The organism is Actinoplanes sp. NPDC049599 (assembly GCF_044465625.1).
Taxonomy (GTDB): domain Bacteria; phylum Actinomycetota; class Actinomycetes; order Mycobacteriales; family Micromonosporaceae; genus Actinoplanes.
The window spans coordinates 76,897-103,155 of record NZ_JBITLX010000015.1 but is presented as its reverse complement, the minus strand read 5'-3'; the positions used below and the strand labels follow the sequence as shown (position 1 = coordinate 103,155).

Genomic DNA, 26,259 nt, shown 5'->3' with positions numbered 1-26,259 from the left:
TGATCGGATGCGGCGTCTCGTGTTCCCGGCCATCCTCGCCACCGGGTTGGTGATGATGGGGGCCGTCCCCGCCTCCGCCGAGCCCGCTCCCGCGGTGACCTCGGCCAAGGCCGCGGCCGGCAAGAAGGTCTGTAAGGTCACCGACCCGGCGCTGCCGGAGCTGTCGGGGATCGTGGCCACCAAGAACGGCTTCGTGGTGGTGAACGACGGCGCCGACGAGGTCAGCCGGCGCAAGGTCTTCTTCCTCGACGACGATTGCGACATCACCAAGCGCGTCGACTACCCGTCCCGCCCGCTCGACACCGAGGACCTGGTCCTCTCCCCGGACGGCGACACGCTGTGGATCGCGGACACCGGCGACAACAGCGCCCGCGACGGCAGCGGCGACACCCGCCGCACGATCGGCCTCTGGTCGATGCCGATCAGCGGCGCCAAGGAGCCGAGGATCCACCGCCTGACCTACCCGGACGGCGACAAGCACGACGCGGAAGCACTCCTGTTCACCGGTGACGGCACGCCGATCATCGTGACCAAGGAAGTCACCGGCAAGACGCTGCTCTACACGCCGACGGCCGCGCTGAAGGCGGGCAGCGAAGAGGGCGTGCCGCTGAAGCGGGCGGGCGAGATCGAGCTGCCGAGCAGCGACACCCCGGGCATCCCGATCGCCCGGCTGGCACAGACCACGGTCACCGGCGGTGCGGTCGCGCCGGGCGGCGGCCGGGTCACCCTGCGGACCTACCTGGACGCGTACGAGTGGGACGTGGCCGACGGCGACGTGCTCGGCGCCCTGAAGAACAAGCCCCGCAAGACCCCGCTCCCGAACGAGCCGTTCGGCGAAGCGATCACCTACAGCAACGACGGCAAGCTGTACTACACGGTCTCGGACATGGGCACGGGCGCCGACCAGGACGCCACGAACTACATCCTGAGCTACACCCCGGCCACGAAGATCGTCGAAGCCAAGTCGGACGCGGCGGCGGAAACCGACAGCGGCGCCTCCTGGTACTCCGACCTGAGCCTGACCGACATCACCTACCTGATCGGCGGCGTCGGCGTGCTCGGCGCGCTGCTGGTGGGCGCGGGCGTGATCGGCATCATGCGGGCCCGCAAGAAGCGCAAACTCGACCCACCGACAAAGCCGGACCCGACCGACGCCGACCCCCTGGACGCCAGAACCGAGCTGCTGTCGGTCGGCGGAGCACCGCAACGCCCAGGCGTCTACGGCGGCAACCGCCCACCGGCGGGAGCCCCATCGGGCCCGGGCGTGTACGGCGCGAAACCGGCGGCGCCGGCGAAGGGAAAGGGCGTCTACGGCGGCGGCCAGCAAGGGGGTCGCCCCGGTGGTCCGCCTGCGGCTCCCGCTCCCGGCGGCGGTCGCCCGGGTGGTCCGCCTGCGGCTCCCGCTCCCGGCGGCGGTCGCCCCGGTCAGGGTGGCCGCCCCGGTCAGGGCGGTCGCCCCGGCCAACCCGGCGCTCGTCCGGGCCAGGGTGGCCAGCCGCCGATGCGTCCCGGCCCGCCGCCGGCGCGTCCTGGACAGGGCGGTCAGCCCAGCGGACGCCCGGGCGGCGGCGTCTACGGAGCCCCGCCACCCCCGCCGGCAAGCGGCCGTCCACCGGCCGGAGGACCGCAACGCCCATCCGGCTTCATCGGCCAGGGCGGCGGCGGGCAGCCCGGCAACGGGCAGCGCGGCGGCAACCCGCAGGGCGGAAGGCAGCCGGGCCGACCGGACGACGGGCGGCAGGGCAACGGGATGAACAACTACGCGGACCTGAACGCGCCCCGGCAGGGGACCGAGGGCCGCTTCGGGAACCCGGGCTACGGTCGAGGCCCCCGCAACTACTGATCACAGTGCATCGGACCGGCCAGGCCGCTGTCGCCACCTCGGTGGTGAGAGCGGCCTGTTCTGTTATCGCGGGAAAATCCGGCTCGCGTCCGGTAGGCGGGTGTGGTTCAAGTGGTGGGGCGTCGCAGCTCGTCGGAGTGTTCAGGACCGGGGGCGGGTCGCGGCTGTTCGGGGTGCGCGGTGCGCCTCAGTCCGCTTCGAGTCGTGGCGCTCCTTGCCCGGCCGATCAGTTCGCGTGGCTCCCGGATTCGTGCGGCCCTTCGGTTGCTCGACTTTCGCCATGTGGCGGAGCCCTTAAGCGCCTTGACTTTCGGCGTCCGCGGAGGTCGGGCAGCGTCTCGAAGTTCTCGCCGAGGATTTCGGGACCTCGGGTCGACCGGCGCGATGCAAGATTCACTTCAAGGGCCGGCTGAGCTGAGCGTCCTTCTTGGGGCAACGACGACAGCCCGCAACCAGCTCTCGGGCACCCGCAGTGGCCGACGATGTCTGACATCACTCATATGGCGCTCGCACCGAGGGGCAGCAGCCGACCGCCTCACAGATCTTGGAAAGCAGGGGCGGTCGACTTTCACCATTCAGTGCCGTCGCAGCCTCAGCGGCAGCTTTCCCGCAGATCTTGATGAGCTAGAACGTTTTAGCCGCACCCCACCGTTACAAGGTCCACTACTCGTGCCCCTTTCCTCCTGAAATGAACCCCTCAACCTCCACTACCACCATTCCGCATACCGGACGAACCCGGCAACGGGCTGGATCACCGGGGGACCGTGATCCAGAAATGGCGAAAGTCGAGTGGTTGCGCGTCCCCTTGAGTTCGCGCCCGTCCTCGGGATTTGCGCGGTCCTTTGGATGTGCGCGATCCCTTGATCTGCGCGGTCCTCGGGACTCGCGCGGTCCTCGGGAATCGCGCGGCCGTTTGGTTCGCACGCTATCGGGATACGCGCTGCCGCTGGTTCGCGTAGCCCGTTGGTTCGCACGCTATCGGGATACGCGCTGCTGTTGGTTCCCGTAGCCCGTTGGTTCCCGTAGCCCGTTGGTTCGCGCGGCCCGCCGCCGCCTGCCCGCCGCCGCGGCCTCTTGGCTCGTGCCGCGTTTGTGGGTGTCGGTTCGTGGTGGCTCCGGACCGCGGCGGTTCCGGCTGCATTGCCACATCCGGCTTGCGCGGGCCCATTTCGATTCATGCGGCGCGCGACGGCCGGTTTTGGTTCGCGGTCATCTTGGATTTCGCGCAGCCAAGCTCGGTTCGCCCGGCCGATTGGCTTCGCGGGCGCGTTTCGGCCGTCTCCCGGTTCGCAGCTGGCTTCAGCTCGTGCGGCTGGCGGTGGCCCGTGCGGCTGGCGGTGACCCGCGCAGCTGGCGGTGGCCCGCGCAGCTGGCGGTGGCCCGTGCGGCTGGCGGTGGCCCGTGCGGCTGGCGGTGGCTCGTGCGGCTGGCGGTGGCCCGTGCGGCTGGCGGTGACCCGCGCAGCTGGCGGTGGCCCGCGCAGCTGGCGGTGGCCCGTGCGGCTGGCGGTGGCCCGTGCGGCTGGCGGTGGCCCGTGCGGCTGGCGGTGGCCCGTGCGGCTGGCGGTGGCCCGTGCGGCTGGCGGTGGCCCGCGCGGCTGGCGGTGGCCCGCGCAGCTGACGGTGGCCCGCGCGGCTGGCGGTGACCCGTGCAGCTGACGGCGATCCGGTCGGATGGCGGAGACTCGCCCAACTCGCAGAGACTCGCCCAGCAGGTAGGGTTTGCGCCCCGCAGGCGGGGAATCAAACCAGCCGATTCGTGTCGTGGGACCCGCTCCACCGACTTCGGTCCCAGCCGGCTCTGACTCGCGCGGCCGCCCTTGGTCCTGGCCCGTGGTTGGTCCTGTTCCGCGGTCGGCTCCGGCTCGCGAGGCAGACCCCGGCAAGCGATCTCGCTGAGCCAACCAACCTTCATGGCCCGACTGAACCCGCCAAGCTCAACCGCTCACGATCACAGTGCCGCCGGGCCGCCGTGCCGCTCACGGCCACCATGCCGCCCGACCCATCGCGCCGCCCGACCGCAGTTCCGCCCATGACCACCGAACCGCCCGGCCTGCCACGCCGCCGAACCGCCCACGCCGCCGAACCGCCCACGCCGCCGAACCGCCCACGCCCCAACCCGCGATCCACCCCGGCGGGCCGGCCGAGGCAGATCGTCGGCAGAGCCAGCGGGAGCTGCCCGCCGGAGCCAGCCGGCCGGAGCCAGCCGGCCGGAGCCAGCCGGCCGGAGCCAGCCGCCGTACCCGAACTCAGACCCGGCGCAGGACCGCGACCACGCGGCCCATCACCGTCGCGTCGTCCCCCGGGATCGGGTCGAAGGCCGGGTTCGCCGGCATCAGCCACACGTGCCCCTCCCGCTGCCGGTAGCTTTTCACCGTCGCCTCGCCGTCGATCATCGCGGCCACGATGTCGCCCACGTTCGCCGTCGGCTGCTGGCGGACCACCACCCAGTCCCCGTTGCAGATCGCCGCGTCGATCATCGAGTCGCCCTTGACCTCGAGCATGAAGACGTCGCCCTCGCCGACCAGCTCGCGCGGCAGTGGGAAGAACTCCTCCACCGCCTGCTCGGCCAGGATCGGACCGCCGGCCGCGATCCGGCCCAGCAGCGGCACGTAGGCCGGGGTCGGCCGGGCCGAGCGCAGCGTCTCGTCGTCGACCATCTCGCTGGGCGCCCGGACGTCCACCGCGCGCGGCCTGTTCGGGTCGCGGCGCAGGAAGCCCTTCTTCTCCAGCTCCTTCAGCTGGTAGGCCACGCTTGACGGCGACACCAGGCCGACCGCCTCGCCGATCTCGCGGACGCTCGGCGGGTAGCCGTAGCGCTCCACCCAGTCGCGGATGAACTCGAGGATCCGGCGCTGCCGCGCGGTGAGGTCCGCGGTGACCAGGTCCGGGAACTGGCTGACCACCGGCGTCACGGCGCGCAGCTGCGGCGCGTCACCGCTGCGGGCCCGGGTCGGCGTGCGCCGGCGCATCGCCGCCTTGGTGTTCGCGGCCTCGGGCTTCGAGTCCTTCTGCTGTTGCCGGTTTGTCCGGTCGTCGGTCGACATGTTGGCCCTCCTGTCGGCCAGTGCCTCGTCGGCACGTGGTGCGCTCGCGGAGCCGGGATTCCGTCGTGGGGATGACTTGTGCCCGGCTGACCCCTCTTGACCGAGAACCGTAACTGCGGCGTACGACATATTCAAACATCTGTACGACTTTCTCGCGGCGTGTCGCCCGGAAGTGCTCGACTTCCGTACGCCTGTTCTGATAGACCGTCGTACGGGCGTTCGATCGAACGCTTGTCCGAGGGACGTATGCGGAGAAAGGAATACGCCGTGGTGACCACTGGTATGCGGCGGGTCGGACACCAGGCCCCTTTGCGGCTGACCCGGCGCGGGCGTGTCGTCCTGCTGACCCTCTTCTTCCTCCTCGCGACTCTGGCGAGCGCCGTGTTGTGGACCACAGCGTCCCGGGCCGACGAGCCCCCGGCCGGCCCGCCGCCCACGGTCGTGGTGCAGTCCGGCGACACGCTGTGGGACATCGCCACGCGCACCTCGCCGGGCCGCAGCCCGCATGTCGTTGCCGCGGAGATCCGCAAGCTCAACGGCATGGGCGTCGACGACATCACCGTGCACGCCGGTGACACCTTGGTGGTTCCCCGGGCGCGTTGATCCACTTGCTCGATCCGGAGCGTTGATCATGGAGTTTCGGTGCTGCCCGTGACGGGTGCGGCACGGCTCGTATCGGGGGAGAAAAAGCGGCGCGCCGACGCGCCGGTGAACTTGCATCGACGTCCGCAGCGGCATAACGTCAACCCCAACATCTAGTAGTTACAAGGGTGTAAGTCATCCACAGGTTGGGGTCGGGCAGCCCCGTCATCCACAGGTTCGTCCACAGCCACGACGCGGAATTCACCGCGGCGCGGGCTGTCATTCGGCGTGTCTGGGAGACGGTTCGAGCATCGGTTCCGTCTCGCGGTGGCAGCGCCCGGCGACAGGGGGAATCTCGGTGCGGTGTCCGTACTGCCGGCACGCCGACTCACGGGTGGTCGACTCGCGTGAGGCCGACGACGGTCAGCTGATCCGTCGTCGCCGGTCGTGCCCGGAATGCGGCAAGCGCTTCACCACGGTCGAGGAGGCCGTGCTGGCGATCGTGAAGCGCAACGGCGTCACCGAGCCCTTCAGCCGGACCAAGATCATGAGTGGGGTCCGCAAGGCCTGTCAGGGCCGGCCCGTCGACGAGGACTCGATCGCGCTGCTCGCGCAGAAGGTCGAGGAGACCGTCCGGGCCAAAGGCGCGGCCGAGGTGCCCAGCCACGACGTGGGCCTCGCCATCCTGTCGCCGCTGCGGGAGCTGGATCAGGTCGCTTACCTGCGCTTCGCGAGCGTGTACAAGTCCTTCGACTCGCTCGAGGACTTCGAACGCGAGCTCGCCGAGCTGCGGGAGGCGGCGGCGGGAGCCCGGCATGCGGTGCCGGCCCGGCCGGGTGGCGGACGCCCCGCCAAGTTCACGGAATCGCGTACCAAATAAGGCTTTTTGTGGAGGCATGGCGGTAGCCGTGCCCGGATGTCGGTACCAGATCGCGGTGGGGAAGCTGCGATCTATCGAGGGGGAGCACGAGATGGCCGGTGACGGCATGACAGCAGGCAAGCAGCGCAGTCGCGCGAGCAACGGGGGCGCCGCGGTCGGGGGGCTGCGGATCGAACGGGTCTGGACCACCGAGGGCGTCCACCCGTACGACGAGGTGGAGTGGGAACGCCGCGACGTCGTCATGACGAACTGGCGGGACGGCTCGATCAACTTCGAGCAGCGCGGCGTGGAGTACCCCACCAGCTGGAGCGTCAACGCGGCCAACATCGTCACCACCAAGTACTTCCGGGGCGCGGTCGGCACCGACACCCGGGAATGGTCGCTCAAGCAGCTGATCGACCGGGTTGTGAAGACCTACCGCAAGGCGGGCGAGGAGCACGGCTACTTCGCCAACCCGGGCGACGCGGAGATCTTCGACCATGAGCTGACCTGGATGCTGCTGCACCAGGTGTTCAGCTTCAACTCGCCGGTCTGGTTCAACGTCGGCACCGCCTCGCCGCAGCAGGTCAGCGCCTGCTTCATCCTGAGCGTGGACGACTCGATGGACTCGATCCTGGACTGGTACAAGGAAGAGGGGCTGATCTTCAAGGGCGGCTCCGGCTCCGGCGTCAACCTCTCCCGGATCCGCTCCTCCAAGGAGCTGCTCTCCTCCGGCGGCACCGCCAGCGGCCCGGTCAGCTTCATGCGCGGCGCGGACGCCAGCGCCGGCACCATCAAGTCCGGCGGCGCCACCCGCCGCGCGGCCAAGATGGTCATCCTCGACGTCGACCACCCCGACATCTCCGAGTTCGTCACCACCAAGGCCCGCGAGGAAGACAAGATCCGCGCGCTCCGCGACGCCGGCTTCGACATGGACCTCGGCGGCAGCGACATCGTCTCGGTGCAGTACCAGAACGCCAACAACTCGGTGCGGGTCAGCGACGAGTTCATGCGCGCGGTCGAGGAGGGCGGCACGTTCGACCTCCGCGGCCGGATGAACGGCGAGACGATCGAGACCATCGACGCCAAGAAGCTGTTCACCGAGATCGCCAAGGCCGCGTGGGAGTGCGCCGACCCGGGCCTGCAGTACGACGACACCATCAACGACTGGCACACCAACCCGGAGACCGGCCGCATCACCGCGTCCAACCCGTGTTCGGAGTACATGTCGCTGGACGACTCGTCCTGCAACCTGGCCTCGCTCAACCTGATGAAGTTCCTCAAGGCCGACGGCGGCTTCGAGGTCGAGAAGTTCGTCAAGAGCGTCGAGTTCGTGATCACCGCGATGGACATCTCGATCTGCTTCGCAGATTTCCCGACCCCGCGGATCGGCGAGACCACGCGTGCCTACCGCCAGCTCGGCATCGGGTACGCGAACCTGGGCGCGCTGCTGATGGCGACGGGCCACCCGTACGACTCGGAGTCGGGTCGCAGCGTGGCGGCGGCGATCACCTCGCTGATGACCGGCACGGCGTACCGTCGCTCGGCCGAGGTGGCCGGCGTCGTCGGCGCGTACGAGGGTTATGCCCGCAACGCCGAGGCCCACAAGCGCGTCATGCGCAAGCACGCCGCGGCCAACGACGAGATCCGCCCGTCGGGCGCGGTCGCGACCGCGATCGTGCGGGAGGCCACCCGGCAGTGGCAGAACGGCAACAAGATCGGTGAGAAGAACGGCTGGCGCAACGCGCAGGCCTCCGTGCTCGCGCCGACCGGCACCATCGGCCTGATGATGGACTGCGACACCACCGGCGTCGAGCCCGACCTGGCCCTGGTCAAGTTCAAGAAGCTGGTCGGCGGCGGCTCGATGCAGATCGTCAACCAGACGGTCCCGCGCGCGCTGCGCAGCCTCGGTTACCCCGAGGAGCAGGTCGAGGCGATCGTCGAGCACATCGCCGACCACGGCATCGTGGTCGACGCCCCCGGCCTCAAGCCGGAGCACTACGCGGTCTTCGACTGCGCGATGGGCGAGCGGTCCATCGCCCCGATGGGCCACGTGCGGATGATGGCCGCGGTGCAGCCGTTCATCTCCGGCGCGATCTCCAAGACCATCAACATGCCGGAGTCGGCGACGGTCGAGGACATCGAGAACGTCCACTACCAGGGCTGGAAGCTCGGCCTCAAGGCGCTGGCGATCTACCGCGACAACTGCAAGGTCGGGCAGCCATTGTCCGCATCGAAGAAGAAGTCTGCTGCACCTAGCGAGCAGGGTCAGGCTGTCGCCGTGGCCGAGCCGGTCGTCGAGAAGGTCGTCGAGTACCGCCCGGTCCGCAAGCGCCTGCCGAAGAAGCGCCCGTCGGAGACGGTCTCCTTCTCGGTCGGCGGCGCGGAGGGCTACCTCACCGCATCGTCCTATCCGGACGACGGCCTCGGCGAGGTCTTCCTGAAGATGTCGAAGCAGGGCTCGACCCTGGCCGGCGTCATGGACGCCTTCTCGGTGGCGATCTCCATAGGACTCCAGTACGGCGTCCCGCTCGAGACGTTCGTCAGCAAGTTCACGAACATGCGTTTCGAGCCGGCCGGCATGACCGACGACCCGGACGTGCGCATGGCGGCCTCGGTGATGGATTACATCTTCCGTCGCCTGGCGCTTGACTTCCTGTCCTACGACGCCCGCGCCGAACTGGGCATCTTCACCGCCAAGGAGCGCGCGGCGCAGATCCAGGCGGAAGCCGCGGCCGAGGCCTCGGGCGTGGACCTGGCCGGCATGGCCGCCTCCGCCCCGGTCTCCGCCCCGGTCGGCGCGGCCACGTCCCCGACGGCGACCGTCCCGGCGGCCGACGCGGAACGCAGTGCTCCGGCACCGGTCGGCTCGTCGACCGAGCTGCTCGAGGTCGTGCTGGGCACGTCGGCGGACGCACCGCTCTGCTTCACCTGCGGCACGAAGATGCGCCCGGCGGGCAGCTGCTACGTCTGCGAGGGCTGCGGCTCCACCTCGGGCTGCAGCTGAAACCGGGAAGTTCAGGTATGTCTCCTGTGACTGACTCCTAAAAGGAGTCACTGGTAGACATCACCCCTGGTGAAGCTCTACAACAGATGCCTCCCATCCGATTTCGGGTGGGAGGCATCTTGCTCGGGCGTACAGCCCGTCCATCCTCGTCGACGGTCGCTACCACACCGCCGCGTCGCACTGGCTGCGCCGTAAGCACCAGCGGCGACCGGTGATGGACACGACCGTCGCTCACGCTCGCCGACTCGCCGCCTGGATCGAGTACCTACGCGTCGTACGGCACCGCATCGACGCCGCCGAGCACCGCAGCGACGTGTTCGTTGCCGACGAAGACGACCTGCTCGCCTACTACCGCGCTCGGCAGTACGACCAGGACACACAGGTCTCTTCCGCGACCTGGCAAGCCCAGCGCTCCACCCTCAAGCAGTTCCACGAGTTCCTGCATCGCACCTACAACGTGCCATTGCCGTTCGACCTCGAACGCATCAACCTGCCCGACGGCCGCAGCGTCCAGGCAATCGCGGGCCTCAAGCCGCGCCGCCGCACCGGCAGCCGCGGCACCCCGATCACCCCGGGCTTCGCCGACCTGCTCGTCCAAGGCGCCTTGCGGATCGACCGGGACGGTCGGCAGCACGACGTGCGAACCGTCGACCGCGATGCCGCTCTCGTCAGCCTCGGGCTCGCCCGCGAGAAACAGGAGAAGGTCCACCGGCCGCCTTCAGACGGCTACTCCGGCCAGCGTCCCACGAACGCGCCGTCAGGAATGCGATCCTCGACGAGGAGAGCGACGAACTCATCGAGCAGAGTCGCAAGTTCGTCGCGGCTGATCAGGTCGTAGTGCTTGTTGACTATCCTGTCGTCGCCGACGCGGACTGTTTCCAGTTCCGCCTCACCGGTGCTCCAGATCATGATCTCGGCGAGCCACGCTGCGGACTCGAACTCGCTGCTCACCACAGGTTTGCCGTGGTTCGGTGAGATGGGCTGCGTTCGCCACACCAGACCGAGCCGCGTCCACGCCTCGGCCCGAGTCGCAACCTGGGAGGCAAGTTCCTCCAGAGGAAATGTCACGCGGGGGACTATCGCACGGCGCTCGGTCGAACCACGACCTCGAAGCCGTACCCGTCGCGCCGACGGATGTCCTGCAATGTGGGATCAGTAGTAGTGTTTCCAGCGGCTCTGAGAGACAGCGAGCGCCAGGAGACACTCCTCAAGTTCCCAGGAACAGCTGACCATCGAGATGCCCCCGGACCCGTTGCGGTCCGGGGGGATTTTCCCCTGACGCCGGCGCCCCACGTGCAGGTCACGATCTGGGACAAGGGGTGTCGCTTGGGCGGCAGTGACGACAGCCCACGGCGGCGTCTCGCGCGGCTCCGTCCGATCGCCGCCGGTAGGTTGTGCCCATGCAACCAGCAGCCGGACCGATGAACCACGAGGTCGACGCCGCCGTCGTCCTCAGCGGCCAGTTCGACCCCCGGCCGTACCCGTTCCCCTACCTGGCCGTCGTGGCGAACGTGGGCATGCCGGGCACCATCGTGTCGGCGTTGATGACCGCCGTGGGGATGCTGAAGGAGCACGGCTGGGAACTGGTCAGCGTCGCCGACACGGGCGGGACCGTCCTCCAGCTCACGGCCTTCCTCAAGAGGGTGTGACAAGCGCCCGTCACCGAGCGGCCGCGGTCTCGTTCTCCGGCGTCGGCAGCGGGCCGAAGAATCGCTCCGGTGGCGTCAGCGTCAGCCGCGCCATGTGCACGACCCAGCTCCACGCTCCTCCCTCGTCGGCCTCGTCCAGGCGGCCCTCCAGGATGCCGTACTCGTCAGCCGGAAGGAGTTCGGGGAGCTCCAGGATGATCCACCAGCGTCGCAGCCGTGGCATCCGATCGTCGCGGACGAGGTGGCTGAGCGCGTTCGCCGCCGCCCGGCGGTCGATGCGGGCCAGGTGGGTGATCGCGGCCGACCGCGCCGCGCTCCAGTAACCGCCGCGGGTGTGGGCGATGCCGGACAGAACGGCGCTCGCCTCCTCCGCCGGCAGCATCCGCGCGGCGACCACGACCCTGAGCGTCGCCGGTGTGGTGTCGTCGGTGGCCAGCGCGAGAATCCGTGCGCGCAGCGACGCGGACAGGCCCGGCTCGGGCACTTCCTCAAGGACGTCGGCGATGGTCTCCACCGCCTCCCGGCGGTGCCGCAGCGGCAGCGCGTCGGCGAGGGCGATCCAGGCCAGCGGCGCCAGGTCGCCCCAGGACTCGGCGGAGATGGTCGCCGCGCGCAGCCGGAGCTGCGGCGCGGAGTGGGCCCCGGCGAGCCGTTCGAGCAGCGGTCGGCCGACGGTCGCGTCGGTCTGGACGAGGCCGACGACCGCGCGTGTTCTGGTCCGTGCCCGACGCCATTGCTGGCGCGCTATCCGGCGCAGGTGTTCCGTTCCCCGGGCGTCGCCCAGCGCGGTCAGCGCGACCGCGGCCTGGACGCTCGCATGGGAACCGGGCCGTCGCCGGGTCGCCCGGTAGAGCGCCTCGCGGGCCCGCCGGTCGCCGTGCAGGGCCATCGGATACCGCAGCTGGGTGCGCAACTCGGGCTCGAAGCGGTGGGTGGCGAGCAACGTGTCGAGTCGCGGCAGCACGTCGAGCCGGCCGGCGTGCAGGAGTTCAACGAGGGATCAGGGCCTCTGCCTGCGGGCGGAGCGCGCCGTTGAGCGCGCGTTCCAGGACGACGACGTCGCCGCCCATCTGGGCGAGCCGGCGCGCGGCCGCGATGCGTACCTGGGGCTGGCCGGAGCCCTGCGCCAGCTTGCTGAGCGGCTTGAGGTCGCCGGCGTCGGCCAGGTGCGCGGCAGCGCCGAAGGCCATGGGGTAGTCCGGGGCCTCGTCGACGATGGCGCGCAGCACGCCGAGCGCGTGCCGGTCCCCGCGCCCGAACAGGTCGACGCCGGCGGCGAACGAGGCGCGGAGGCCGTCGGCGGGGTCCGCCGGCGGCCAGCGCTCCAGGTTCGCCTTCGTCGCGAGGAGCCGGAGCGTCTCGGGATCGCCGGCGTCCGCCAGCGCGACCGCGATCCTGACGCGCTGGAGCCGGCTGATGTCAACGGCGTCCACCATCGCTCGCAGGGGCTCCAGGTCGCCGCTGTCGGCCAGGTGCCGGGCCGCCTCCAGGCGTTCCCGGTCCGAGGCGCTGACGTCAGCCAGCCGCTGCCGCAGCGCGTGCTGCCCGAGCACGCCCAGCGGCTTGCCGCCGTCCGGCGCCGCCTCATCGGGCTGCGGCAGGTCCAGCTCGGGATTGATCCGCACCCCGCGTTCCTCGAGGGTGTTGACGATCCACTCGAGCTCCGTGCTGGAGGCGTGCGGCATCAGCGAGCGCAGCAGCTTGATGCCGGCGGCCGACTCGATGTCCGCGACCCGGTCGGCGATGAAGGCACGTGCCCACACCGACACGTCGGGGTCCAGCACCACGCCGGTCATCCGGGCCAGGACGTCGGTGTCGACGCTCAGCTCGCCCAGGATGCGGAGGGCATCCGGCGCCTGCACGGATTCGTCGGTGATCTGCCGGAGGAGCGAGTCGACGATTCTGGTCCGGGTGGCCGCTGCCACCGGGACACCGTCGGCCAGCAGGTCGCCGGCGGCGACGACGTTCGCGCTGTCCAGCAGGCCGGTGACGAGGCGGTCGGAATCCGGCCGCCGGGCCGCGGCGAATCCCGCCAGGCTGCGGGTCGCGGGGTTCGCCGCCTGCACCCGCCAGCGCTCCGGATCGAACGTGGGCTCGCCGGCCCGGGCGGCGAAGTACTCGGCGAAGCTCTGGTGTGCGAACGCGACGCGATCCCGGTGCAGCGTGAACACTCCGGTCGCCAGCAGCAGGTCGCGCAGCATCTGGCCGCCGTCCGGGCTGACCCTGACGAGGTCGTATCGGGTGTGTTCTTTGACCCAGGTGCCGGCGACGTCGGTCAGCCGTACCCCGGGGTCGGCGAGCCAGGCGGCGCCGCAGGTGTCCAGCAGCTCGCTCACGTGCACGTCGATGTCGGACCACAGCCACTGCGCGACCGCCCTGCCGCCGACGCCCCGGGACAGCAGTTCCGGCTCGGCGGCCTGCCGCAGCCGGGCCAGGGACGGCTGTCCGTTGAGGAGATGCTGGACGAACCGTTCGTACAGGGCAGCGCGGCTGGACGGGAGCGCCCGCTCGCGCTCCTGCTCGAAGACCAGGGCGGCGATGGTGGCCAGCAGGGGTATGCGGGCCACCGGGCCGAGCCGGGCTCCGGCGACCCGGGCCTGGAAGAGCGCGGCCTGCTGCTTGGCCCGCCGCAGATCCGTCGGATGGCGCGCGACGAACCACCGGGCCGCGAACTCGGCCAGATCCGCCCGGTCGAACGGCCGCAGTTCGTACTCGCCGACCGCCGGGCCACGCAGTTCGAGCAGCTCGGACTCGGTCAGCGGGCGGCTGGCGATGAGGAACCGGTAGTGGCTGTCGGCCGCCAGCAGGTCGCGTATCCGCCACAGCACCGTGGAGCGCTTGTGGGCGTCGGCCACCTCGTCGAGCCCGTCCACCAGGACCCGCCAGCTGCGGCCCACGGCCGGTGGTTTCTCGAACGTGCTGCTGGGCAGGGTGATGTCGAGATCCCGCTGCACCGCCTGGGCGAGCGCCTGCGGGAGGTGGAGGCTCGCCAGGTCGGAGGCGTGCACCGACACGGCGAACTCTCCCGTCGGGCGCCCGGCGAGCAGGTGGCGGGCCAGCTCGTCGGCGACCATGGCGAGAAAGATCGATTTGCCGGCGCCCGCGTCGCCCAGCACCACGGCGTGCCGCTGGGCGCGCAGCACCTGGACCGCGTTGATCGTCCGGCTGCCTTCCCCCTCGCTTCGGCCGTCGAGCCGGACCCGTTGCCGGACGTACAGCTCGGTCAGCGCCGGCACGTGGCCGAAGAACCGGTAGCGGTGCCGGGTCGCGTCCGCCCGCTGGGCCTCGAGCAGCGCGGTCAGGCTCGGGTCCGGGCGTCGCCGTTCCCGCCGGACGCGGCCCAGCAGCACGGCCATTCCCGCCAGGAGCGGGACGATGGACCAGGCGGCGGCCCGGGACACCACGGCGGGCACGCCGGGCAGCACCAGCAGGAGCGCGAGGGCAAAACCGACCGCGGCGAGGGTGATGACAGCCGCTCGGGTCCAGCCGCCGCGGGACCGCTCACGGCCCGAGCGCAGCGCGACGACCAGCCCCAGGACCGCGACAGCGGCACCGACGATGGATGCGATCTTGTCGCCGGTGTCGAGAAGGGAGCCGGGCTGCGCCATCCTGTGGGATCGTATCGGCTCGGGCCTCCGCTCAGGGCCGTGGCGTCCACTGCGGGCCGCGGCCGGTCAGCCCCAGCATCCGATCGAGCAGCGGCGCGTCCCGCGGCACCGGGACCTCCGCGCCGTAGGCCTGGATCCGCCGCCCCAGCTCGGCCGGCCGGGCCACCTCATCGCGCCGCCGGGCGCGATGAGGTGGTGTTCCCGCGTGACCGCCGAGGACAGGCGGAGGGGGACAGCCGTCACTGATCAACGATCTTACGATTCGGCACTTTAACGGTTAAGTTGGCGGGGTGACTGCTGACGCCGACCGCTCGCGCCTGGAGACCGCCAAGGTCGCCGTCGGCGTCACCTTCGGCATGAACGGGCTGGCCTACGCCGGCTGGTTCGCCCGCATCCCCGCGGTCCGGGAGGACCTGGGCCTGAGCTCGGCCGGGCTGGGGCTGCTGCTGCTCTGCCTCTCCGGCGCGGCGCTGGCGGCGATCCCGCTCTCCGGCCCGCTGGTGCAGCGGGTCGGCGCGGGGCGGGCGGTGCTGTTCGGCAGCCTGTCCGTGACGCTGGGGCTGCTCGCCCTGGCCGCCGGCACGCAACTGGGCTCGGTGCCGCTGGCCGGCGCCGGGCTGATCCTGCTCGGCATGGGCAACAGCACCTGGGACGTGGGGATGAACGTGGAGGGCGCGGACGTCGAGCGCCGCCTCGGCCGCACCCTGATGCCCCGCTTCCACGCCGGCTTCAGCCTCGGCACCGTGGGTGGCGCCGGGATCAGCGCCGCCACGGCGGCGGCCGGTGTGAGCGTCTCCGTGCAGCTGCTGTGCACCGCGGCGCTCGGCGCCACGGTGATGATCCTGACCGTCCGCCGCTTCCTGCCGCACACCGCCACCACCGCCGAGCAGCGCTCGGCCGGCCGGGTGCGCGACGCCTGGCGGGAGCCGCGCACGCTGCTGATCGGCGTGATCATGATGGGCTTCGGCTTCACCGAGGGCGCGGCCAACGACTGGCTGGCGATCAGCCTGGTCGACGGCTACCACGCCGGCGAGACGACCGGCGCGATCGGCTTCGGCTTCTTCGTGACCGCGATGACCCTGGGCCGCCTCTTCGGCGGCAACGCCATCGAACGCTGGGGCCGGGTACGCGTGCTGCGCGCCACCGCCCTCTCCGCCCTGACCGGCCTGCTGCTGGTGGTCTCGGGCATCGGCGTGCCGCTGGTGCTGCTCGGCGCGCTGCTCTGGGGCGCGGGCGCCTCCCTGGGCTTCCCGATCGGCATGAGCGCGGCCGCCGACGACCCGCTGCGCGCGGCGATCCGGGTGTCGGTGGCGGGCTCGATCGGCTACGGCGCGTTCCTGGCCGGCCCGCCGCTGATCGGCGTGCTGGCGCCTCGGGGTGCTCAACGCCCTGCTGGTGGTGGTGGCGGCGATCGGTCTGGGGCTGGCGGCCTCGGGCGCGGCCCGTCCGCTCCCGGTGCGCGAACCGGCCGAACCCGAACCCACCCCGCGGGCCTGACCGCCGGTCAGCGGCCGTCGGTGAGGAAGTCGCCGATCAGCGAGGCCAGCAACTCGGGCTGCTCCACCACCATCGCGTGCGAGGCGTCCTCCAGCTGCAGGTACCGCATCCGCGGGTTGGCCTGCGCGCCCGCGGCCGCCTGCGCGAGCAGGTAGCGCCGGTGCGCCGCATACAGGTCGGCGAACGGCTCCTGCTCCGGCAGGTCGCGGGTGGACAGCACTGCCAGCGTGGGTGCCGGCGTGCCGGCGTACACCGGGCCCAGGTCCAGGTCGTTCATCAGCTTGCGCAGTTCCCCGGCCGTCGCGGCCGACGGCCGCATGGTCGTCTCGCCGTCCTTGTGCGCCAGGTTGCGGCGGAAGCCCTCGATCCACACCTTCTCGTTGGCGCCCATGTCCCGGGCCGCCATCTGCTGCCGCTCCACCAGGTCGGGCAGCTCCTCGGCGGGGATCGTGCGGCCCATCCCGGCGTGCGTCGTGTCGAAGACCTCCGTCAGCCGGGCCAGCTCGGCCGCCGCCCGTTCCGGGTCCAGTCCGGGCAGCTGCTCCGGGCGGGTCGGCGGCGGGGTGCCGTCCAGGGACACCACGCCGGGCGTCTCCGGGTGCCGCTGGCCCCACAGCGTGGCCAGCATCCCGCCGAGCGAGTGCCCGGCCACCGCGGGCCGGTTCAGCTCCAGCTGGACGGTCACCGCGGCGATGTCGCCCAGCGCCGCGTCCCAGGACCAGGGCCCGTCGCCGGAGCGGCCGTGGCCGCGCAGGTCCAGGGTGATGACCCGGTGCCGGGGCCGCAGCGCGCGGGCCAGCGTGGTCAGCGTGGCGAGGTTGCCGCCGAAGTCGTGCAGCAGCAGCAACGGCGGCTGGTCCCCGCCGAAGTCGCGGACGGCGATCGGCAGCTCACCGGCGTCGACCAGTCGGTCGTTGATCACAGCGTCTCTCCCTGCGTTCTGATGGTCATCGGTCGGTGCCGCGCAGCCGGTCCCGGACGGCCGCCGAGGGCACCCCGCCGTCCGGGTGCCGGGGGAGCCGTCCCCGGCGCACCAGGTCGTGCACGCCCTGGCGGGTGATGCCGAGCATGGCGCCGGCGGTGGCGTACGAGACGGACTCCGCGGCCGGATGCCCCACCCGCACCGCCACCACCGCGCCGAGCGGGGTGCGCCACCACTCCGTCGGCGGGTCGAACGCCTGGTCGTCCGGGTACAGCGTGGCGACCAGCCGGACGGCCGCGCGGACGGCCACCGCGTCGTCGCCGTCAAGCATCTGCGCGGCCCACCGGCGGGCACGCAGCCGGACCAGCCCGCGCAGCGCCGCCACCGCGTCGTCGCCCTCCAGCAGCACCTCCAGCGGGTCCAGCAGCCGGATGTCGAGGAGCCGGACGATCTGGTCGACCAGCGCGTTCTCGGTCGGCATACCGCCATGCTCGCGCTACTTGACGCCAAGTGTCAAGTAGCTACGCTGGGTGGGTGAACGCCGAGCCGCATCCCAGCCGGCTCGCACCCGAGCACCCGCGGCGCGCCGAGATCCTCGCCGCCCATGCCGCCGCGCTCGCCGCCGGCCAGGCCGGCTACCTCGACCCGGAAACCGGCCTTTTTGTGCTCACCGCCGGCTTCCTGGCCGGGCGCGGCACCTGCTGCACCCGGGGCTGTCGTCACTGTCCGTACGTCGGCGGTGCCTGAGCCGGCCTTTCGTCGGTGCCCCGCGGCACAGTACGGTGTGCCCCGAATTATTCGGGAGGACACACGTGCGTTCGCGTCTCATCGCCCTCGGCGCCGCGACGGCGGTGCTCGCCCTGGCGGGCTGCTCGGACCGGCCGGACGACGAGACCGGGCTGCCTCCCGTGCACCTCGTGCAGCAGCCCGCAGCCTCGGCCGGCGGCGCCTGCATCCTCTGGGACTACGCGTTCATCGAGCAGACGATCGGCGTGGCGTTCACCGTCGCCGCCTCCGACCAGGTCGACGACACCTCCACCTGCGTGGTGCAGACCGACACCGCCGACTGGCCGGATCTGGCCCTGTCGGTGGTGGAGAGCACCAAGGCCGACGCCGAGATGTTCGCCGAGGAACTCGTGCCCAGGAAGGCCACCAAGCTCAAGGGGCTCGGCAAGGCCGGCTACCGGCTGGTGAGCAAGGCCTCCGGCGGGCACGGGCCGACCATCGAGATCGGCTGGCTCAGCGAGGCCGAGCAGCTCCAGACGCTGCGCTACACCTTCCCGAAGGGCGCCGGGAAGGACGCGGTCGACGAGCTCTCGCCCAGGCTGCTGGAGCTCGCCAAGGCGATGGACACCACCGACGGCTGACCGCCGGTGGTGCCGTCAGCGCGCGTCGACGAACACCCGGGAGGCCACCTCGCGGGGCAGCCGGATCTTGTCGCCGGACCGGTCGATGGTCACGCCGTCGCGTTCCTGCGCCACCGTGACGGTCGCGCCCGGGTCGATGCCGGCCGCGTGCAGCTGGCGCAGCACCCCGGCGTTGGTCTGCACGCTCTCGCAGATCCGGCGCACGACCACGCTGCCGGTCAGCCCGGGGAACGCCAGGTTCCGCTCGCCCGCGTTGACCGCGCTCGAGCTGTTGCCCAGCGGCTCCTCCGCCGGCAGCCCGAGCACCTCGAGGCCGGGGATCGGGTTGCCGTACGGCGACCGGGTCGGCTTGTTGAGCAGCTCGTAGACCTTGCGCTCGACCGAGTCGCTCATCACGTGCTCCCAGCGGCAGGCCTCCTCGTGGGCCTCCTCGTAGGGCATGCCGATGACGTTGACCAGCAGCAGCTCGGCGAGCCGGTGCTTGCGCATGACCGCCACCGCGGCCACCCGGCCCTCCTCGGTCAGCAGCAGGTGCCGGTCGTTCTCGACGGTCAGCAGGCCGTCGCGCTCCATCCGGGCGACGGTCTGGCTGACGGTAGGTCCGCTCTGGTGCAGGCGTTCGGCGATGCGGGCGCGGAGGGGCGGAACCCCCTCCTCCTCGAGCTCGAGGATCGTCCTCAGGTACATCTCCGTGGTGTCGACGAGATCATTCAAGATGCGGCCCTCCCAGCAGCGATATTACCTCGCAGCCGGGGCTTGACTTCGTGCCGACGAGGTGGGTCAAGTGACCTTACCGGACCCGGGGATCCGCTGCCCTGATCCCGCGTCGGTGCCCGGTCCGATTGTTCCCGTCCACGTGGCAGCATGAGGCACATGGCGGAGTCGACGGCGGTGGTCTGGGACGAGGCACTGCTCACGTACGACATGGGTGACCATCCGATGAATCCGGTGCGGGTGGAGCTCACCATGGCGCTCGCCCGCGAGCTGGGCGTGCTGGACCGGCCGGGGGTGCGGCTGATCGTGCCGGCCCCGGCCGACGACGCGGCGCTCACCCGGGTGCACCGGCCCGACTACCTGGAGGCCGTGCGGATCGCCCCGCACGATCCGTTCTTCCGCGGCTGGGGCCTCAACACCCCGGACAATCCGGTCTTCGAGGGCATGCACGAGGCGAGCGCCCGGATCTGCGGCGCCACGCTCGCCGCGGCCGAGGCGGTGTGGTCCGGCGCGGTGACCCGCGCGGTGAACATCTCGGGCGGCCTGCACCACGCGATGGCGGCGCGGGCGTCCGGCTTCTGCGTCTACAACGACCCGGCGGTCGCCATCGCGCGGCTGCTCGATCTGGGTGCGCAGCGGATCGCGTACGTGGACATCGACGTCCACCACGGCGACGGGGTGCAGGCCGCCTTCTACGACGACCCCCGCGTGCTCACCGTGAGCCTGCACGAGACGCCCCTGGCGCTGTTCCCCGGCACGGGTTTCCCCGACGAGACGGGCGGGCCGGGTGCCGAGGGCGCCTCGGTCAACCTGGCGCTGCCCCCCGGCACCGGGGACGCCGGCTGGCTGCGGGCGTTCCACGCGGTCGTGCCGTCGGTGCTGCGGGCTTTCTCGCCGCAGATCCTGATCACCCAGTGCGGCGCCGACGCGCACCGGCTCGACCCGCTGGCCGATCTGCGGTTGTCGGTCGACGGCCAGCGCGCCGCGTACATCGCGCTGCGGGCGCTGGCCGACGAGCTCTGCGCCGGCCGCTGGGTGGCGACCGGCGGCGGCGGGTACGCGCTGGTCGAGGTCGTGCCCCGGGCCTGGACGCACCTGCTGGCGGTGGCCACCGGCGCGCCGCTGGATCCCCGCACGGAGACGCCGCCGGGCTGGCGCAAGCTCGCCGCGGACCGCCGCCCCGGCGCCGAGGTGCCGGCCACGCTGACCGACGGCACCACGCCGCCGGTCGAGCGCTGGGAGCCGGGCACCACCCCGGACCCGATCGACAAGGCCATCATGGCGACCCGGATGGCGGTCTTCCCGCTGCACGGGCTGGACCCGCACGACAGCCGGGACTGAGGAGGCACGTCATGACCGCCTGCACCGAGCGGCACCCAGCCGCGCTGAACGACGGCCTCGCAGGCGAGGGCCAGAAGGGCATGACAAAGGTGGCGCAGTCATGACCAGAGAAGCGGATGTGCTGCTCTCCGACGGCAGCGCGGTACACATGCGACCGATCCGCCCCGAGGACGCACCGGCCATCGTGGAGTTCCACTCCCGGATGAGCGACCGCACCCGCTACCTGCGCTACTTCTCGCCGTACCCGCGCATCCCGGAGCGCGACCTGGCCCGCTTCGTCAACGTCGACCACCACGACCGCGAGGCCTTCGTGATCGTCAGCGGCGACCGGATCATGGCGGTCGGCCGGTACGAGCGGCTCGGCCCGGACTCGCCCGACGCCGAGGTCGCGTTCGTGGTCGAGGACGCGCACCAGGGCCGGGGGATCGGCTCGGTGCTGCTCGAACACCTCGCCGACGCGGCCCGGGAGAACGGCATCAGCCGCTTCGTCGCCGAGGTCCTGCCGCAGAACGGCGGCATGCTCCGGGTCTTCAGCGACTTCGGCTACCAGGTCCAGCGCAAGTACGCCGACGGCGTGGTGCACCTGGGCTTCCCGATCGCCCCGACGGAGAAGTCCCGCGAGGTGCAGGAGAGCCGCGAGCAGCGCACCGAGTCCCGGTCGATCGCGCGGCTGCTGCATCCGCGCGGGGTCGCGGTGTACGGCGCCAGCGCCAGCGGACAGGGCGTCGGCGCGGCGATCCTCGGCAACCTGCGCGACGGCGGCTATACCGGCACCATCGTGCCCGTGCACCGCAGCGCGGACCGGGTGGCGGGGCTGCCGGCGTACCGGTCGGCGACGGCGGCCGGGGCCGCGGTTGACCTGGCGCTGATCGCCGTGCCGCCGGACGGGGTCGCGGACGCCGTGGCCGACGCGGCCGCGGCCGGTGCGGGTGGCCTGGTGGTGGTCTCCGCCGGCTTCGCCGAGACGGGCCAGCAGGGCGCGCTCGCGCAGCGCGCGCTGATCGACGCGGCCCACGCGGCGGGCCTGCGCGTGGTGGGCCCGAACTGCCTGGGGATCGCCAACACCGACCCATCGGTACGCCTGAACGCCACGCTCGCGCCGCGACTCCCGGCCGCCGGGCGGGTGGGCTTCTTCAGCCAGTCCGGTGCGCTCGGGGTGGCTCTGCTGGCCGAGGCGGACCGGCGCGGGCTGGGGCTGTCCAGCTTCGTGTCGGCCGGCAACCGCGCCGACGTCTCCGGCAACGACCTGCTCCAGTACTGGCAGGACGACCCCGGCACCGACGCGGTCCTGCTCTACCTGGAGACGTTCGGCAACCCGCGCAAGTTCGCCCGGCTGGCCCGCCGGATGAGCCGGGTCAAGCCGGTTGTCGCGGTGGCGTCGGCGACCCGGCCGGCCGGGCTGGCCGGCGACCTGCCGGGCCCGGACACCCGCGCGGTCACCGCCCTGTTCGCCCGGTCCGGGGTGATCCGGGTGGACACCGTCGCCGAGCTGTTCGACGTCGGGCTGCTGCTCGCCCACCAGCCGCTGCCGGCCGGCCGCCGGGTCGCGATCGTGGGCAACTCGTCGGCGCTGAGCGGGCTGGCCGTGGCCGCCTGCCGGGCCAACGGCCTGACCGTCGCCGAGGGTTATCCCCGCGACATCAGCCCGGAGGCGGGCGCGCACGACTTCGCCGACGCCCTGGCCGACGCCGCGGTCGACGACCGGGTGGACGCGCTGGTGGTGGTCTTCGCGCCGCCGCTGCCCGGCCAGCTCCCGGACGAGGACGCCGATTTCACGGCGGCGCTGGGCAGTGTGGCGCTGGCCGGCGAGAAGCCGACCGTGGCGACGTTCCTGCTGGGCACGATGCCGGAGCGGGTGCCGGCGTACCCGTCGGTGGAGGAGGCCGTCCGGGCCCTGGGCCGGGTCGCCGGGTACGCCGACTGGCTCCGCCTGCCACCGGGCACCATGCCCGCGCTGTCCGGCGTGGACCCCGGCGCCGCGGAGTTCGCCGGCCCCCCGACCGACCTGCTCGCCGCGTACGGCATCAAGGTCGAGCCGTCCAGCTCCGCCACCTCGGTCGACGAGGCCCTGGCCGCCGCCGACGCGCTCGGCTACCCGGTGGCGCTGAAGGCCGCCGGCGGCGCGCTGCGGCACCGCATCGACCTGGGCGCGGTCCGGCTGGCCCTGGCCGACGCGGACGACCTGCGGGCGGCGTACCGCGAGCTGGAGTCGGCGTTCGGCCCGCACGTGCTGGTGCAGTCCATGGTCCCGCCGGGAGTGGCGTGCACGATCGAGGTGGTCGAGGACCCGGCGTTCGGGCCGGTGGTCGGCTTCGGCCTGGGCGGGGTGGCCAGCGAGCTGCTCGGCGACCTGGCCTGGCGGGCTGCGCCGCTGACCGACCGGGCGGCGGCCGCGCTGGTCGACGAGCCGCGCGCGGCGCCGCTGCTGCACGGCTACCGCGGCTCGGCGCCGGTCGACCGGGACGCGCTGACCGACCTGCTGCTGCGGGTGGGCCGGCTGGCCGACGAACACCCGCGGGTCCGCGCGCTGTCGCTGAACCCGGTGCTGGCCCGCCCGGACGGCATCACGGTGCTGCACGCGTCGGTGGAGATCGGCGAGGCCGGGGTGCGCCCGGACACCGGCCCCCGCCGCCTGCACAGCGCCTGACAATTCCCGGACACGGCGGAGGCCGGTCGCGAACCGCGACCGGCCTCACCCTTCCTTACAAGATCAACTGGCGTACGCCTCCAGGCGCGACGCCCGCTGCGGGTCCCGCAGCTTCGACATCGTCACCTTCTCGATCTGGCGGATCCGCTCGCGGCTCAGGCCGAACTCGCGGCCCACCTCGTCGAGGGTGCGCTGGCGGCCGTCGTCCAGGCCGAAGCGCAGCCGGATCACCGCCGACTCCCGCTCGGAGAGCGTGGAGAGCACGATCTCAACCTCGCCGCGCAGTTCGCTGCGGCCGACGCTGTCGCCGGGCTCGCCGCGCGGATCCACCGCGGCGACGAAGTCACCCAGCGCGCTCTCGCCGTCCTCGCCGACCGCCTGGTCCAGGCTGACCGGCTCCCGGTCGTACGAGATGAGCTCGATGACCTGGAACTCCGGGACGCCCATGGCCTTGGCGATCTCGGCGACGCCGGGCTCGCGGCCCAGCGTGGCGGCGAGGTCACGGCGGGCCCGGACCATGCGGTTGACCTGCTCGACCATGTGCACCGGGATGCGGATGGTGCGGGCCTGGTCGGCCATGGCGCGGGTGATGGCCTGGCGGATCCACCAGGTGGCATACGTGGAGAACTTGTAGCCCTTGGTGTAGTCGAACTTCTCGACCGCGCGGATCAGGCCGAGGTTGCCTTCCTGGATCAGGTCCAGGAACGCCATGCCGCGTCCGGTGTAGCGCTTCGCGATGCTGACCACCAGCCGCAGGTTCGCCTCGAGCAGGTGGTTCTTGGCGGCGCGGCCCTCGGTGATGATGGTCTGCAGCAGGGGCGCCAGGTCGTCGCCCGCCGCGGGGAGCTTCTCCTCCGCGTAGAGGCCCGCCTCGATCCGCTTGGAGAGAGTCACCTCCTCGACCGCGGTGAGCAGACGCGTGCGGCCGATGCCGTTGAGGTACGCCCGGACGAGGTCGGCGGAGACGCCGCGCTCGTCGATCGCGTCCAAGTCGGCCAAGGGCTCGACACCGTCAGTCATGATGTTCTCAGCAGCAACCGCCGCCGTGGACTCCGTCGCCTTCATCTGCAGGACCACCTTTCAGTCCCCTCCCCGCGTTCACCAGTGGTGCATTCCCAGCCGCATTCGTGCCGGTGATCACTAGCTTGGCGGCAGGCGCGTTAAGCGGAGGTGAGGCAAGCGTCCAGGTGGCATGAATCGGGGAGAACCCTGAGGTCGCCAACCCGACAGCGTGCCCGGATTGGTGGGACATTTACGGAGAGTGACGCAATTCCGAATGTCGCGCGCGGGGTCGATAATCGGCGGCAGTCCGTTACGAGGAGGAAAAGTCCGTGGTCTTCAAGCGCATGATGCAGGCGATGGGTGTCGGGGGCCCGTCCGTGGAAACGGTGCTCGCCAACCCCAATTGCCGGCCCGGGGGATATCTCGAGGGGCAGGTGCACGTCATGGGCGGCGACCACGCCGTCGACATCGAGTACGTCGCGGTCGGCCTGATGACCCGGGTCGAGGTGGAAAGCGGCGACAGCGAGTACAACACCGACCAGGAGTTCCACCGGCAGCGGCTGACCGGCTCGTTCAAGCTGGACGCCGGCGCCCGGCACGACATCCCGTTCCGCTTCGACGTGCCGTGGGAGACGCCGATCACCGAGGTGTACGGCCAGCACCTGCACGGCATGACGATGGGCCTGCGTACCGAGCTCGAGGTGGCCCGCGCGGTCGACAAGAGCGACCTGGACGCGGTCAACGTGCACCCGCTGCCGGCCCAGGAGCGGATCCTGGACGCCTTCCTGCGGCTGGGCTTCCGGTTCAGCCGCGCCGACGTGGAGCGCGGCCGGGTCCACGGCGTGCAGCAGACGCTGCCGTTCTACCAGGAGATCGAGTTCTACCCGCCGGCCCAGTACGCCGCCGGCATCACCCAGCTCGAGGTCACGTTCATCCCGACCCCGCACCAGCTGCAGGTGGTGCTGGAGATCGACAAGCGCGGCGGGCTGTTCACCGAGGGCCACGACGCGTTCGGCCGCTTCGACGTCGACTACCACACGGTCGACCAGGTCGACTGGACCGCGCAGCTCAACGGCTGGCTGCAGCAGTCCGCCTCGCGCCGCGGCTTCTTCTAGACCGCTAGAGCTCCAGCCAGACGGTTCTCGGGCCCACGTTCACGCTCTCCACCAGCATGTGGGCCCGGAACCGTCCGCTCTGCACCACCGCGCCGCGCTCCCGCAGCGCCGCGACGAACGCGGTGACCAGCGGCTCGGCCACCTCGGCCGGCGCGGCGGCGGACCAGGTCGGCCGCCGCCCTTTGCGCGCGTCGCCGTAGAGGGTGAACTGGCTGACCACCAGCAGCGGCGCGCCGGTGTCGGCGGCCGAGGCCTCGTCGTCGAGGATGCGCAGCTCGTGCACCTTGCGGGCCAGGGTGGCGGCGGTCGCCGGGGTGTCGGAGTGGGTGACCCCGACCAGCACCAGCAGCCCGTCCTCGATCTTGCCGACGACCTCGTCGTCGACCGTGACGCTGGCCCGGCTCACCGTCTGGATCAACGCGCGCACGAGAGCACCTTCTCCGCGGCCCGGTCGAGCGGCTCGGTGCCGTCCAGTTGCCGGTCGCGGAACCGCACGACCTCGTCCAGCAGGCGGGTGGGCGCGCCCGGCGCGCGGCGCAGGAACGCGGTCAGCGCCAGCTCGGCGGGACCGGCCTGCGCGTGTTCCGGGTCGGCCGCGACCTGGGCCAGGATCAGCGCGGTGAGCCCGGTGTCCAGGTCGGGGTCGCCGGCGCGGGCGTTGCACCAGTCGATCACCACCGGGCCCCGGCTCGACATGATCACGTTCTCCGGGTGCAGGTCGAGGTGCAGGATGCGGCTGCCGGCCGCCGCTCCCGGCCACGGCGGCAGCTCGTGCAGTTCGCGCAACAGGTCGGCCAGGCCGGCGGCGCCCTCCTCGATGCCGAGGGCGCCGGTGCCGAACGCCTCAGCCATCGTGGGGCCGTCGAGGCGTTCCATGACCATGTCGGGGCCGGCCGCCTCGTACACGGCGGGGACCGGGTAGCCGAGTCCGGCGAGGTACCGCATCGCGGCCACCTCGCCGGTGACGTCGGCTTCGCGCCGGTAGCGGCGCAGCACCCGCCGGTCGTCCAGCGCGTACACGTCGGCCTCGCGGCCGGAGGCGAGCAACGGTCCCGTCACC

22 protein-coding genes and 1 pseudogene are annotated in these 26,259 nt (G+C 71.8%); 11 read left to right on the top strand and 12 right to left on the bottom strand.

Going from position 1 to position 26,259, the window contains the following annotated elements; translation table 11 throughout:
* Positions 1-7 precede the first annotated feature (7 nt).
* Entirely contained in the window at positions 8-1,843 is a 1,836-nt protein-coding gene (locus ACIBQZ_RS25165; RefSeq protein ID WP_396091215.1) for a hypothetical protein, read from the top strand.
* Between the two features lie 2,248 nt (positions 1,844-4,091).
* Here the strand turns inward: ACIBQZ_RS25165 and lexA are convergent.
* On the bottom strand, positions 4,092-4,889 hold the full coding sequence (gene lexA, locus ACIBQZ_RS25160) for a transcriptional repressor LexA (RefSeq protein WP_396091214.1): 798 nt from the start codon (positions 4,887-4,889) through the stop codon (positions 4,092-4,094).
* Positions 4,890-5,156: 267 nt separating this feature from the next.
* On the opposite strand from lexA, the gene ACIBQZ_RS25155 reads away from it, so the two are divergent.
* The 3 genes from ACIBQZ_RS25155 to ACIBQZ_RS25145 all read left to right on the top strand — a co-directional run bounded on the left by ACIBQZ_RS25155 (position 5,157) and on the right by ACIBQZ_RS25145 (position 9,337).
* Entirely contained in the window at positions 5,157-5,492 is a 336-nt protein-coding gene (locus ACIBQZ_RS25155) for a LysM peptidoglycan-binding domain-containing protein (protein ID WP_396091213.1), read from the top strand.
* A 337-nt stretch (positions 5,493-5,829) separates the two neighbouring features.
* Positions 5,830-6,351 (top strand): transcriptional regulator NrdR, encoded by a 522-nt coding sequence (gene nrdR, locus ACIBQZ_RS25150; RefSeq protein WP_396091212.1) that lies wholly within the window; start codon positions 5,830-5,832, stop codon positions 6,349-6,351.
* Positions 6,352-6,442: 91 nt separating this feature from the next.
* Positions 6,443-9,337, top strand: a complete 2,895-nt coding sequence (locus ACIBQZ_RS25145) for a vitamin B12-dependent ribonucleotide reductase (protein ID WP_396091307.1) — start codon at positions 6,443-6,445, stop codon at positions 9,335-9,337.
* A 265-nt stretch (positions 9,338-9,602) separates the two neighbouring features.
* Here ACIBQZ_RS25145 and ACIBQZ_RS25140 read toward each other — a convergent pair whose 3' ends face one another.
* Positions 9,603-10,046 (bottom strand): hypothetical protein, encoded by a 444-nt coding sequence (locus ACIBQZ_RS25140; RefSeq protein ID WP_396091211.1) that lies wholly within the window; start codon positions 10,044-10,046, stop codon positions 9,603-9,605.
* 17 nt (positions 10,047-10,063) lie between these two features.
* Entirely contained in the window at positions 10,064-10,405 is a 342-nt protein-coding gene (locus tag ACIBQZ_RS25135; protein ID WP_396091210.1) for a hypothetical protein, read from the bottom strand.
* A gap of 332 nt (positions 10,406-10,737) precedes the next feature.
* Here ACIBQZ_RS25135 and ACIBQZ_RS25130 point away from each other — a divergent pair, with 332 nt between their 5' ends.
* A complete protein-coding gene (locus ACIBQZ_RS25130) occupies positions 10,738-10,986 on the top strand; it encodes a hypothetical protein (protein WP_396091209.1) in 249 nt (82 codons plus the stop codon).
* A gap of 10 nt (positions 10,987-10,996) precedes the next feature.
* Here the strand turns inward: ACIBQZ_RS25130 and ACIBQZ_RS25125 are convergent, their stop codons facing one another.
* Genes ACIBQZ_RS25125 through ACIBQZ_RS25115 form a run of 3 tightly spaced genes read right to left on the bottom strand, consistent with a single transcriptional unit; the run spans position 10,997 to position 14,760 of the window.
* Positions 10,997-11,950, bottom strand: a complete 954-nt coding sequence (locus tag ACIBQZ_RS25125) for a hypothetical protein (protein WP_396091208.1) — start codon at positions 11,948-11,950, stop codon at positions 10,997-10,999.
* 25 nt (positions 11,951-11,975) lie between these two features.
* Positions 11,976-14,594 (bottom strand): NACHT domain-containing protein, encoded by a 2,619-nt coding sequence (locus tag ACIBQZ_RS25120; protein WP_396091207.1) that lies wholly within the window; start codon positions 14,592-14,594, stop codon positions 11,976-11,978.
* A gap of 31 nt (positions 14,595-14,625) precedes the next feature.
* On the bottom strand, positions 14,626-14,760 hold the full coding sequence (locus tag ACIBQZ_RS25115) for a hypothetical protein (protein WP_396091206.1): 135 nt from the start codon (positions 14,758-14,760) through the stop codon (positions 14,626-14,628).
* A 190-nt stretch (positions 14,761-14,950) separates the two neighbouring features.
* On the opposite strand from ACIBQZ_RS25115, the pseudogene ACIBQZ_RS25110 reads away from it, so the two are divergent.
* Positions 14,951-15,883, top strand: a pseudogene (locus ACIBQZ_RS25110) (MFS transporter); the annotation flags it as partial.
* A gap of 215 nt (positions 15,884-16,098) precedes the next feature.
* On the opposite strand, the gene ACIBQZ_RS25105 reads toward ACIBQZ_RS25110, so the two are convergent.
* Both ACIBQZ_RS25105 and ACIBQZ_RS25100 read right to left on the bottom strand, forming a co-directional pair.
* The gene (locus ACIBQZ_RS25105) at positions 16,099-17,013 is read right to left on the bottom strand and encodes an alpha/beta fold hydrolase (protein ID WP_396091205.1); all 915 of its coding nucleotides are present in this window, start codon (positions 17,011-17,013) and stop codon (positions 16,099-16,101) included.
* A gap of 25 nt (positions 17,014-17,038) precedes the next feature.
* Positions 17,039-17,494 (bottom strand): hypothetical protein, encoded by a 456-nt coding sequence (locus tag ACIBQZ_RS25100; protein WP_396091204.1) that lies wholly within the window; start codon positions 17,492-17,494, stop codon positions 17,039-17,041.
* A gap of 53 nt (positions 17,495-17,547) precedes the next feature.
* Here ACIBQZ_RS25100 and ACIBQZ_RS25095 point away from each other — a divergent pair, with 53 nt between their 5' ends.
* Positions 17,548-17,760 (top strand): DUF5522 domain-containing protein, encoded by a 213-nt coding sequence (locus ACIBQZ_RS25095; protein ID WP_396091203.1) that lies wholly within the window; start codon positions 17,548-17,550, stop codon positions 17,758-17,760.
* Between the two features lie 65 nt (positions 17,761-17,825).
* A complete protein-coding gene (locus ACIBQZ_RS25090) occupies positions 17,826-18,380 on the top strand; it encodes a hypothetical protein (protein WP_396091202.1) in 555 nt (184 codons plus the stop codon).
* Positions 18,381-18,395: 15 nt separating this feature from the next.
* Here the strand turns inward: ACIBQZ_RS25090 and ACIBQZ_RS25085 are convergent, their stop codons facing one another.
* On the bottom strand, positions 18,396-19,097 hold the full coding sequence (locus ACIBQZ_RS25085) for a metal-dependent transcriptional regulator (RefSeq protein ID WP_396091306.1): 702 nt from the start codon (positions 19,095-19,097) through the stop codon (positions 18,396-18,398).
* 156 nt (positions 19,098-19,253) lie between these two features.
* On the opposite strand from ACIBQZ_RS25085, the gene ACIBQZ_RS25080 reads away from it, so the two are divergent.
* Both ACIBQZ_RS25080 and ACIBQZ_RS25075 read left to right on the top strand, forming a co-directional pair.
* The gene (locus ACIBQZ_RS25080) at positions 19,254-20,435 is read left to right on the top strand and encodes an acetoin utilization protein AcuC (RefSeq protein ID WP_396091201.1); all 1,182 of its coding nucleotides are present in this window, start codon (positions 19,254-19,256) and stop codon (positions 20,433-20,435) included.
* A gap of 100 nt (positions 20,436-20,535) precedes the next feature.
* Positions 20,536-23,082, top strand: coding sequence for a GNAT family N-acetyltransferase (locus tag ACIBQZ_RS25075; RefSeq protein ID WP_396091200.1), 2,547 nt, complete (start codon positions 20,536-20,538; stop codon positions 23,080-23,082).
* A gap of 63 nt (positions 23,083-23,145) precedes the next feature.
* Here the strand turns inward: ACIBQZ_RS25075 and sigB are convergent, their stop codons facing one another.
* A complete protein-coding gene (sigB, locus tag ACIBQZ_RS25070) occupies positions 23,146-24,102 on the bottom strand; it encodes an RNA polymerase sigma factor SigB (RefSeq protein WP_396091199.1) in 957 nt (318 codons plus the stop codon).
* Between the two features lie 311 nt (positions 24,103-24,413).
* On the opposite strand from sigB, the gene ACIBQZ_RS25065 reads away from it, so the two are divergent.
* Positions 24,414-25,199: a sporulation protein gene (locus tag ACIBQZ_RS25065; RefSeq protein WP_396091198.1), complete on the top strand. Its 786-nt coding sequence runs from the start codon at positions 24,414-24,416 to the stop codon at positions 25,197-25,199.
* A gap of 4 nt (positions 25,200-25,203) precedes the next feature.
* On the opposite strand, the gene dtd is transcribed toward ACIBQZ_RS25065, so the two are convergent.
* Positions 25,204-25,626, bottom strand: a complete 423-nt coding sequence (gene dtd / locus ACIBQZ_RS25060) for a D-aminoacyl-tRNA deacylase (protein ID WP_396091197.1) — start codon at positions 25,624-25,626, stop codon at positions 25,204-25,206.
* A complete protein-coding gene (locus ACIBQZ_RS25055) occupies positions 25,614-26,258 on the bottom strand; it encodes a phosphotransferase (protein ID WP_396091196.1) in 645 nt (214 codons plus the stop codon). The genes dtd and ACIBQZ_RS25055 overlap by 13 nt, the downstream gene beginning before the upstream one ends.
* Between the last annotated feature and the right edge of the window lies 1 nt (position 26,259).

Bases quoted from the DNA above. Each gene is read 5' to 3' on its own strand.
- sigB (WP_396091199.1), bottom strand. From the start codon at position 24,102: ATGACTGACGGTGTCGAGCCCTTGGCCGACTTGGACGCGATCGACGAG.
- ACIBQZ_RS25080 (WP_396091201.1), top strand. From the start codon at position 19,254: ATGGCGGAGTCGACGGCGGTGGTCTGGGACGAGGCACTGCTCACGTAC.
- ACIBQZ_RS25130 (WP_396091209.1), top strand. From the start codon at position 10,738: ATGCAACCAGCAGCCGGACCGATGAACCACGAGGTCGACGCCGCCGTC.
- ACIBQZ_RS25075 (WP_396091200.1), top strand. From the start codon at position 20,536: ATGACCAGAGAAGCGGATGTGCTGCTCTCCGACGGCAGCGCGGTACAC.
- ACIBQZ_RS25100 (WP_396091204.1), bottom strand. From the start codon at position 17,494: ATGCCGACCGAGAACGCGCTGGTCGACCAGATCGTCCGGCTCCTCGAC.
- ACIBQZ_RS25165 (WP_396091215.1), top strand. From the start codon at position 8: ATGCGGCGTCTCGTGTTCCCGGCCATCCTCGCCACCGGGTTGGTGATG.
- ACIBQZ_RS25120 (WP_396091207.1), bottom strand. From the start codon at position 14,594: ATGGCGCAGCCCGGCTCCCTTCTCGACACCGGCGACAAGATCGCATCC.
- lexA (WP_396091214.1), bottom strand. From the start codon at position 4,889: ATGTCGACCGACGACCGGACAAACCGGCAACAGCAGAAGGACTCGAAG.
- ACIBQZ_RS25145 (WP_396091307.1), top strand. From the start codon at position 6,443: ATGGCCGGTGACGGCATGACAGCAGGCAAGCAGCGCAGTCGCGCGAGC.